Origin of the sequence: Streptomyces sp. 8K308 (assembly GCF_004348315.1) — a bacterium.
GTDB lineage: Bacteria > Actinomycetota > Actinomycetes > Streptomycetales > Streptomycetaceae > Streptomyces.
In genome coordinates, this window is the sequence record NZ_SMKC01000285.1 from 1 (window position 1) to 9,211 (window position 9,211).

A 9,211-nucleotide genomic window follows, 5' to 3' on the forward strand; every position below is an offset into this window, starting at 1 on the left:
CGGGGAGGTCGAGGCGGGCGAGTTCGGCGCGTTGGGCCGCTTCGAGGGAGAGCCGGGTGGCGTGTTCGCGGCCCTGGGTGAGGAGCGGGGCGGTCAGCGCGGTCGCGTCCTTCAGGCCGACCCTGGTCAACGTCGCGGTGAGGTTCGCCGGTTCGGGGAGGGCGGGGGTGGCGTCGGCGCCCTCGACGGAGGCGCGGACCATGTTGACCACGGCGGAGCCCACCGGCAGGTCGGCCGCGCGGAGTTCGGCGACCCCGTCGGCCGTCTCCTGCACCGGCATCTCCTCGAGCAGCGTCACCAGGTGCACCGCGGTCTCGGCCGACTTCAGCACCCGCATCACGGCCTGCGCCTGGTGGTGGATGGGCCCGGTCCTGGCGAGCCCCGCGACCTCGTCGTTGACGGCGAGGAAGCGGGTGACACGCCCGGTCGGCGGCGCGTCCATCACGACGGCGTCGTACGCCCAGCCGCCGTCCGGGCCGCGGCGCCGCACCGCCTCGCAGGCCTTGCCGGTGAGCAGCACGTCCCGCAGCCCGGGCGCCACGGTCGTCACGAAGTCGATCGCGCCGATCCGGCGTAGCGCGCGGCCGGCGCCGCCGAGCTTGTAGAACATCTGGAGGTAGTCGAGCAGCGCCCGCTCCGCGTCGATGGCCAGCGCGAACACCTCACCGCCGCCGGGGCCGATGGCGATCCGCCGCTCTTCGTAGGGCAGCGCCTCGGTCTCGAAGAGCTGGGCGATGCCCTGCCTGCCCTCGACCTCGACGAGCAGCGTCCGCCGCCCCTCCTCGGCCAGGGCGAGCGCGAGGGCGGCGGCGACGGTCGTCTTGCCGGTGCCGCCCTTGCCGCTGACCACATGCAGTCTGCGCGCCGAAGTCACGTTGGCGAGCCTAAGCGACGCCGACCGACTCGATGGCGCGGGAGAGGCTCGCGGTGCCGTGCCCCTCGGCGGCCTGCCGCTCGAAGAGGTCGAGCAGCGGGGCGAGCAGCCGGTCGTCGACGCCACGCGGCCGGCCGGCGGTGAGGATGGCGGACAGGCCGGCGCGGTTGATGTCGATGGTGGAGGTCTCGGTCGCGTCGTAGTCGGCCGTGTCGATCTCGCGGGCGAACTCGGGGAGCGTGGCGACGGCGGCGGTGAGCCAGCGCGTCATCGGCTCGGCGATCTCGGCGGCGCCGAGCCCGGCGGTCCTGGCGAGGGCGACGCCGTGGAAGAAGCCGCCGAACATGCCGTACATGGCGCTCAGCACGGCCATGTCCTGGACGGAGGCGAGCGTCGGGTCCGTGCCGGCGAAGTGGCCGGCGCCCAGGGCGGGGTCCAGCGTCTCGCGGGTGGCGTCGAAGGCCTCGCGCGAGCCGCTGTAGAGGACGAACGCCTCCGGGGTGCCGATGGTCTGGGGCACGGCGTAGACGGCGCCGTCGAGATAGTGGGCGCCGTGCTCGGTGGCCCAGGCGGCCAACTCCCTTACCGGCTCGGGGGTTCCGGAGGTGATGTTGACGAGCGTCCGGTCGGCGAGCGCGCCGGCCGCCGGGGCGAGCACGGCCGTGGCCGCCTCGTAGTCCAGTACGCAGACGACGACCAGTGGGCTGGCCGCGACGGCCTCGGTGACCGTCCCGGCGCGGCGCGCGCCACGGGCCACCAGGGCGTCGGCCCGGGCGGGGGTGCGGTTCCAGACGGTGGTGGGGTGGCCGCGTTCGATCAACGCCTCGGCCAGCGCCCGGCCCAGGTTGCCGAGGCCGATGACCGTGACGGGCGTGGGGGCGGGGGTCGCGCCGCTCATGGCACGCGCTCCTTCCGTGGTGGGTGGTCGGTTGCGCGGCCAACGATGCGGAGCCCGGCTGTCCAGACGCTGTCGGAACGCTGTCGGGACGCCGTCACCCAAGGACGGTTGTACGATGAACTTCGTACTAAGGGGAGAACGAAGGGAAACCACATGACCGCCCTGTCACCGGAGTTGCGCGAGCTGATCGCCTCGGGCCCCATGGCGCACCTGACCACCATCAACGCCGACGGCAGCCCGCAGGTGACCGTCGTCTGGATCGGGCTCGACGGCGACGACGTGGTCAGCGCCCACCTGGGGTGGTACGCGAAGCTGCGCAACATCGAGCGCGATCCGCGGGTCGTGCTGTCCTTCGACGCGCCGCGCGTGCCCGGGATCTTCCTCAACGAGTACGCCGTGCTGCGGGCGCGCGCCACGGTCGAGCCGCGCGACGACGCGTGGGACCTGCTTGACCGGTTGGCCAAGGTGTACATGGCCCCGGACGCCGAGTTCCCGGCCCCCAGGGCGCCGGGCTACGTCGTGCGGTACCGGGTCGAGCGCGTCGGCGGCGTCGGCCCCTGGGCGCCGGCGCGCCCGTAGGGCGCCAGGGGGCCCGGCGTTCCGGGACCCGGCGTTCCAGGACCCGGCGTTCCAGGACCCGGCGTTATCGTGGCGGGATGCGATTCGGGGTCCGGTTCGGGGTCCTCGGCCCGCTGGCGCTCTGGGCGCCGGACGGCACGCCGGCGCGGCTCCCCGAGCCGAAGGCGCGCACCGTGCTCGCCCGGCTGCTTGTGCGGCCGGGGCAGCCGGTCTCCCCCGACCGTCTCGTGGAGTGCCTGTGGGGCGCCCGGCCGCCGCGCCACCCCGCCAACGCGCTCCAGGGCAGGGTCTCCCGGCTGCGCCAGGCGCTGGACCGCGCCGAGCCCGGCGCCCGCCGGCTGCTGACGTTCGGCCCCGCCGGCTACGCGCTCGACCTCGACCCGAACCACCACACCGACGCCGGCCGGTTCGCCGGGCTCACCGCCGCGGCGCGCGGCGCGCCCAGCCATCGGGAGCGGGCCGAACTGCTCACCGAGGCCCTGGGGTTGTGGCGGGGCGAGGCCTTCGCCGAGTTCGCGGACGAGCCCTTCGCGCGCGCCGCGGTCGACCGGCTGACCGAGCAGCGCGTCGCCGCCCAGGAGGAGTTGGCCGAGGCGCGCCTGGAGCTGGGCGAACACCTAGCGCTGGCCGCCGAGTTGGCCGAGCTGGTGGCGCGGCACCCGCTGCGCGAGCGGCTGCGCGCGCTGCACCTGCGGGCCCTGCACCGCGCCGGCCGGCAGGGCGAGGCGCTGGCCGGCTACGCGGAGCTGCGCCGCGCGCTCGCCACCGAGCTCGGTCTCGAACCGGGCCCTGAACTCGCCGCGCTCCAGCGGGAGATCCTGCGCGGCCACGGGGAGCGCTCCGCGCCGGCCGAGCACCGCGGTCCGGCCCGACACCGCGCGCCGGCCGAGCACCACGCGCCGGCCGAGCACCACGCGCCGGCCGCGCGTGTCGCCGACCCGCCGGCCAGCACCCCAGCCGGGCGGCCGGCCGGACTGCCCGCCGCCATCGCCTCGTTGATCGGCCGGGCGGACGACGTGGCGAGCCTCTCGACGCTGCTCGCCGCCGGCGGCGACCGCCTGGTCACGCTGCTCGGCCCCGGCGGGGTCGGCAAGTCGCGGCTCGCCCTTGAGGTGGCCGGCGGCCTCCGGGACGCCTTCCCCGACGGCGTCTGGCTGGTCGAGCTGGCCGGCGCGGAGCCGGCCGACCACGGCGACGAGGCGCTGTGCGCGCTGGCCGAGACGGTGCTCGCCGCGCTGGGCATCCGCGACGCCGAGGGTCCCGGCGCGGACCTCGGCCTCGAGCGTCTCGCCGCCGCGCTGCGCGACCGGCGCCTGCTGCTGGTGCTGGACAACTGCGAGCACCTGACGGCCGACGCCGCCGCCCTGGCCGACGCGCTGCTGCGCGCCGTACCGGGGCTCACGGTCCTGGCCACCAGCCGCGAGCCGCTGGCCGTCGCCGGCGAACGGCTGTGGCGCGTCGAGCCCCTGGCGCCGCCGCCCGCCGAGGCCGCCGACTGGCCGGCGGCCGTCGAGGCGTCGAGCGCGGCCCGGCTCTTCCTCGCCAGGGCGGCCGGCACCCCCGGCCTCGGCGACGGCCGGCTCGCCCCGGAGGCGGCCCACGCCGTCGCGGTCATCTGCCGCCGCCTCGACGGGCTGCCGCTCGCCCTCGAGCTGGCCGCGGCCCGGGCCCGCACCCTGGGCCTGCACGGCCTGGTGGCCAGGCTCGACGACCGGTTCGCGGTGCTGACCGGCGGCTACCGGGGCGCCCCGCCCAGGCAGCGCACCCTGCGCGCGGTGCTCGACTGGAGCTGGGAGCCGCTTGGCGAGGCCGAACGCGCGGTGCTGCGCCGGCTCTCGGTGGTGGCGGACGGCGCGACCACGGAGGCGGCCGCCGAGGTCTGCGGCGGGGACGGCGTGCGACCGGCCGCCGTGCTCGACCTGTTGGCCCGGCTCGTGGACCGGTCCCTCGTGGTGCTCGACGACCGCCCCGAAGGGGCGCGCTACCGGCTGCTCGAGTCCGTCCGCGAGTACGGCGCGGAACGGCTGCGCGCGGCCGGCGAGGAGCCGGCGACCCGCCGCCGCTACGTCCGCCACCACCGCGAGCTCGCCGAGCGGGCGGCGCCCGCGCTGCGCGGCCGGGAACAGGGTCGGTGGCTGGCCGTGCTCGACGCGGAGGCCGGCAACCTGCGGCGGGCGATCGACCTGGCCGCCGCAGGCGAGGCGCTGCGTCTGGTGAACGCGCTCGCCTGGTACTGGGTGGTGCGCGGCCGCCTCGGCGAGGCCCGCCGGGCGCTCGCCAGGGCCGCCGCCGGCGCCGGGTCGGCGGACGCGGCGCCGGCCGCCCTGGCCCGGGCCTGGGCGCACGGCATCGCGCTGCTCCAGGGCGAGCCACGGGACCCGGCCGCGCCCACGATCGAGGCGACGCTGCGGACCCTGGCCGACGCGGGCACCCGCGCGGACCTCGCCACGGCCCGCTGGTTCCTGGCCCACGCCCGGTTGGGGACCGCGGCCGTGGCCGACGGCGAGCGGCTGGCCGGCCTGGCCGCCGCCGACTTCGCGGCGCTCGGCGACCGGTGGGGCGAGGCCGCGGCGCGCGGGGTGCTGGCCCGGCACGCCCTGGCCCACGGCGACCTGGCCGCCGCCCGGCGCCACGCGGAGTGGGCGGACGCGGCCTTCCGCGAACTCGGGGACGACCTCGGCCGCTCAGGCACCGTGTTCCCGCTCGCCACGCTGGCCGAGATCGCCGGGGACCACGCCGGGGCCGCCGCGCTGCACGCCGAGGGGCTGCGTGCGGCCGAGGCGTCGGGTCTCTGGACGGCGGCCGTGCACCGGCTCACCGGGCTCGGCCGGATCGCCCTGCTCACCGGTGACCTGGCCGGCGCCGAGGCGCACCACGGCCGGGCCCTGGCGCTCGCCACCGAGCTCGGCTTTCGGCAGGGCCGGGCCGCCGCCGAGCTCGGCCTGGCGCTCGGCGCCCGCCGGGCCGGCGAGTTGGCCGTCGCCGAGGAGCTGCTCACCGGCCTGCTCGACTGGTACCGGGCGGCGGACTACGGCCCGGCGCTCGCCCTGGTCCTCGCCGAGCTCGGCTTCGTGGCCGAGCTGCGCGGCGACCACGCGACGGCGTGGGAGCGCCACCTGGCCGGCCTCGCCGAGGCCCGGCGGCTCGGCGATCCCCGGGCCGTGGCGCTGGTGTGGGAGGGCCTGGCCGGGGTCGCCGCGGCGGCCGGTGAACCGCGCCGGGCGGCGGCGTTGCTCGGCGCGGCCGCCGCGGCGCGCGAGTCCGTGCGCACGCCCCTCACGCCGGCCGAGCGCGGGGACGTCGACCGCGCCACGGCCACGGCCCGCGCCGCGCTGGGCGCCGACGCCTTCGACGCGGCGTTCCGGGCGGCGTTCACCGCGACCGAGGTGGGTGACGTGCCGGACGTGACGCCCGTGGCGGCTGGCTGGGTCCTGTCGCCTGGCCAGGGCCTAGAGTGAGCCGCATGACTAAGTGGGAATACGTCACCGTGCCGCTGCTGGTGCACGCGACCAAGCAGATCCTCGACAACTGGGGCGAGGACGGCTGGGAGTTGGTGCAGGTCGTCCCCGGCCCCAACCCTGAGCAGCTGGTCGCGTACCTCAAGCGCCCCAAGGGCGGCGAGGCGTGAGCGCCGTCGAGCGGCGACTGGCGGAGCTCGGCCTCGAGCTGCCGCCGCTCGTGCCGCCGGTGGCCGCGTACGTGCCGGCCGTGCGGACCGGCCCCTACGTCTACACCTCGGGACAGGTGCCGCTGGTGAACGGCGCGCTGCCGGCCGCCGGCAAGGTCGGCGCCGAGGTCGACCCGGAGCGGGCCAAGGAGCTGGCGGGCGTGTGCGCGCTCAACGCGCTGGCCGCCGTGAAGTCCGTGGTCGGCGACCTCGACCGGGTGGCCCGCGTCGTCAAGGTGCTCGGCTTCGTCGCCTCGGCGCCCGACTTCACGGGCCAGCCGCAGGTGGTCAACGGCGCGAGCGAGCTGCTCGGCGAGGTCTTCGGCGAGCGCGGCCAGCACGCGCGCAGCGCGGTGGGCGTGGCGGTGCTGCCGCTCGACGCGCCCGTCGAGGTCGAGATCCAGGTGGAGCTGGTACCGGAGGCCTGAGCGTCCGGGACGGGGAGGTCCGGGGCGGGAAAACGCCCGGGCCCTTCGCGGCGGGGTTCAGGTAGAACTGAGCCATGACCGACGACGTGAAGCCCGACGAGACGCCCGACTGGGAGAAGCGATTCCGCGCGCCCCGCGTGAGCCTGCCGCAGTGGGCCCACGAGGCGCCCGCGCGGTCGCTCTTCGTCTCCAACGCCACCGGCACCTTCGAGCTGTACGCCTGGGACCGCGACAGCGGGAAGCAGCGCCAGGCCACCGACCGTCCCAACGGCACGGCGCACGGCACGCTCACCCCGGACGGCGCCTGGATCTGGTGGTTCGCCGACACCGACGGGGACGAGTTCGGCGTCTGGCAGCGGCAGCCGTTCGGCGGCGGCCCCGACGAGCCGGCCGTCCCCGGGCTCGACCCCGGCTACTCGGCCGGCCTCGCCCTCGGCCGGGACGGCACCGTCGTCGTCGGCCGGATGACCGAGGAGGTCGGCACCACCATCCACGTCGCCAGGCCCGACGCGCCGGAGGGCGCCGAGCCCGTGGAGATCTACCAGCACCGCCAGTCCGGCGGCGTCGGCGACCTCTCGCACGACGGCACGCTGCTCGCCATCGAGCACACCGAGCACGGCGACGCGATGCACTCCGCGATCCGCGTGGTCCGCCTCGACGGCACGCGGGTCGCCGAGCTCGACGACACCGAGGGCGGCACGCGGGAGCTCGGCCTGACCGTCCTCGGCTTCGCGCCCGTCGACGGCGACCCCCGGCTGCTCATCGGCCACCAGCGGCGCGGGCGTTGGGAGCCGGCCATCTGGAACCCGCTGACCGGCGAGTTCACCGAGCCGGAGCTCGACCTGCCGGGCGACGTCGACGCCCAGTGGTACCCGGACGCCAGCGCGCTGCTGGTCGAGCACAGCCACCAGGCGCGCTCCGAGCTGTGGGCCTACGACCTGGCGCGGGCCGCGAAGCGGCGCGTCGACACCCCGGCCGGCACCATCTCGGGCGCGACCGCCCGCCCCGACGGCTCGACCGAGTACCTGTGGTCATCGGCCGCCGAGCCGCCGCGGATCCGCTCCACCAGCGGCGTCACCGTGCTCGAGCCGCCCGGGATGCGGCCGCCCGCCTCGCTGCCCGTCACCGACGCCTGGGTCGAGGGCCCGGGCGGCACGGTGCACGCGCTGATCCAGCGCCCCGCCACCGGCGAGGCGCCCTACCCCACCGTGTTCGACATCCACGGGGGCCCGACCTGGCACGACAGCGACTCCTTCGCCGCCGGCCCTGCCGCCTGGCTGGACCACGGCTTCGCGGTCGTCCGCGTCAACTACCGCGGCTCGACGGGCTACGGCCGGGAATGGACCGACGCGCTCCGGCACCGGGTCGGTCTCATCGAACTGGAGGACATCGCCGCCGTCCGCGAGTGGTGCGTGGCCGAGGGTCTCGCCGACCCGGAGCGCCTGGTGCTCACCGGCGGCTCCTGGGGCGGCTACCTGACGCTGCTCGGCCTCGGCACCCAGCCCGAGGCGTGGACGGTGGGCGTGGCGGCCGTGCCGGTCGCGGACTACGTCACCGCCTACCACGACGAGATGGAGGCGCTGAAGGCGATGGACCGCACGCTGCTCGGCGGCACCCCCGAGGAGCAGCCGGAGCGCTGGGCAACCTCGTCGCCGATCACGTACGTCGACGACGTCCGGGCGCCCGTCTACATCTCGGCGGGCGTCAACGACCCGCGCTGCCCGATCCAGCAGATCGAGAACTACGTGGAGCGGCTCGCGGCGCGCGGCGCGACCCACGAGGTCTACCGGTACGACGCCGGGCACGGCTCGCTGGTGGTCGAGGAGCGGATCAAGCAGGTGGCGCAGGAGATCCGGTACGCGCGGGAACACCTGCCGGCTGCTCGCGGATGACCCCGGGCACGGCCTCGGGCTCGACCAGTCCGAGTTCGGCGTCGCGCCTGGTCTCCACCTCGCGCCGCACGAGTCGGAACCACATGAAGACGACGAAGGCGGCGAAGACGAACCACTCGGCGGTGTAGCCCAGGTTCTGGAACGCGTCCATGTCGAGGCCGGTGCCGCTCGGCGCGACGGCCGGCACCGGCGACATGGGCGCGGCGGCGTCCGTGACGGTGATCCAGGGGTCGCCGACCTCGTACGGCAGCAGGTTGATCAGCGAGGCGGCGCTGATCACGCCGAGCTGCCCGGTCGGCAGCCCGTCGGTCGGCCCGTCCACCTCGCTCGGCGACTCGCCGGCCTGCACGGCGCCGACCACGGTCACCTCGCCGGTCGGCGGCGCCGGCGCGGCGGCGGGGTCGGCGTCGCCCGGCAGCCAACCGCGCACCACGGGCACGGCGGCGCCGCCGTCGGCCGGCCGCAGCACGGTCAGCACGTAGAAGCCGCGCTCGCCGTCCACCAGCCGATTGGGCACGAGGAGTTGGTTGTCGACGTCGTAGCTGCCGCGCACCTCGGCCTGCTCGCCGACCGTCTCGGTGGTCAACGGCAGCAGCTCACCGAGCGGCACGGCCTCGCCCGGGCCGCGCTCGGCGCGTTCCTGCTGCTCCCGGTGGTTGGCGGCCTGGTCCTCGAAGCGGCCGAGCTGCCACAGGCCGGCGACCAGGCACACGGGGATCGCCAGCAGTACGAAGACGTTGATCGCCAACCAGCGCGGCGTGAGCAGGAACCGGTACACGCCCCAACGGTACTTCCGGGCGCCCGGGACTATTCGGTCGGGGCTATTCGGTCGGGGCTATTCGGTCGGGGGTACTGGGTCGGGGGTACTGGGTC

The 9,211-nt window shown here is 76.4% G+C and carries 8 protein-coding genes; 5 read left to right on the forward strand and 3 right to left on the reverse strand.

What is annotated here, in order from left to right:
• Positions 1-874 (reverse strand): ArsA-related P-loop ATPase (locus tag E1265_RS28270; RefSeq protein ID WP_132933830.1); only part of this gene is annotated, 874 nt, incomplete at its 3' end.
• Positions 875-884: 10 nt separating this feature from the next.
• Positions 885-1,772: an NAD(P)-binding domain-containing protein gene (locus tag E1265_RS28275; protein ID WP_132933831.1), complete on the reverse strand. Its 888-nt coding sequence runs from the start codon at positions 1,770-1,772 to the stop codon at positions 885-887.
• Between the two features lie 153 nt (positions 1,773-1,925).
• On the opposite strand from E1265_RS28275, the gene E1265_RS28280 reads away from it, so the two are divergent.
• The 5 genes from E1265_RS28280 (at position 1,926) to E1265_RS28300 (ending at position 8,338) form a co-directional block, all read left to right on the forward strand.
• The gene (locus E1265_RS28280; RefSeq protein WP_132933832.1) at positions 1,926-2,351 is read left to right on the forward strand and encodes a PPOX class F420-dependent oxidoreductase; all 426 of its coding nucleotides are present in this window, start codon (positions 1,926-1,928) and stop codon (positions 2,349-2,351) included.
• A 77-nt stretch (positions 2,352-2,428) separates the two neighbouring features.
• Entirely contained in the window at positions 2,429-5,809 is a 3,381-nt protein-coding gene (locus E1265_RS28285; protein WP_132933833.1) for a BTAD domain-containing putative transcriptional regulator, read from the forward strand.
• Between the two features lie 5 nt (positions 5,810-5,814).
• The gene (locus E1265_RS28290) at positions 5,815-5,979 is read left to right on the forward strand and encodes a DUF4177 domain-containing protein (RefSeq protein ID WP_132933834.1); all 165 of its coding nucleotides are present in this window, start codon (positions 5,815-5,817) and stop codon (positions 5,977-5,979) included.
• Positions 5,976-6,446: a RidA family protein gene (locus E1265_RS28295; RefSeq protein ID WP_132933835.1), complete on the forward strand. Its 471-nt coding sequence runs from the start codon at positions 5,976-5,978 to the stop codon at positions 6,444-6,446. The genes E1265_RS28290 and E1265_RS28295 overlap by 4 nt, the downstream gene beginning before the upstream one ends.
• A 74-nt stretch (positions 6,447-6,520) precedes the next feature.
• On the forward strand, positions 6,521-8,338 hold the full coding sequence (locus E1265_RS28300) for a prolyl oligopeptidase family serine peptidase (RefSeq protein WP_132933836.1): 1,818 nt from the start codon (positions 6,521-6,523) through the stop codon (positions 8,336-8,338).
• Here E1265_RS28300 and E1265_RS28305 read toward each other — a convergent pair.
• Entirely contained in the window at positions 8,277-9,116 is an 840-nt protein-coding gene (locus tag E1265_RS28305; protein WP_132933837.1) for an SURF1 family protein, read from the reverse strand. The two genes, E1265_RS28300 and E1265_RS28305, sit on opposite strands and share 62 nt — an antisense overlap.
• Positions 9,117-9,211: the final 95 nt, after the last annotated feature.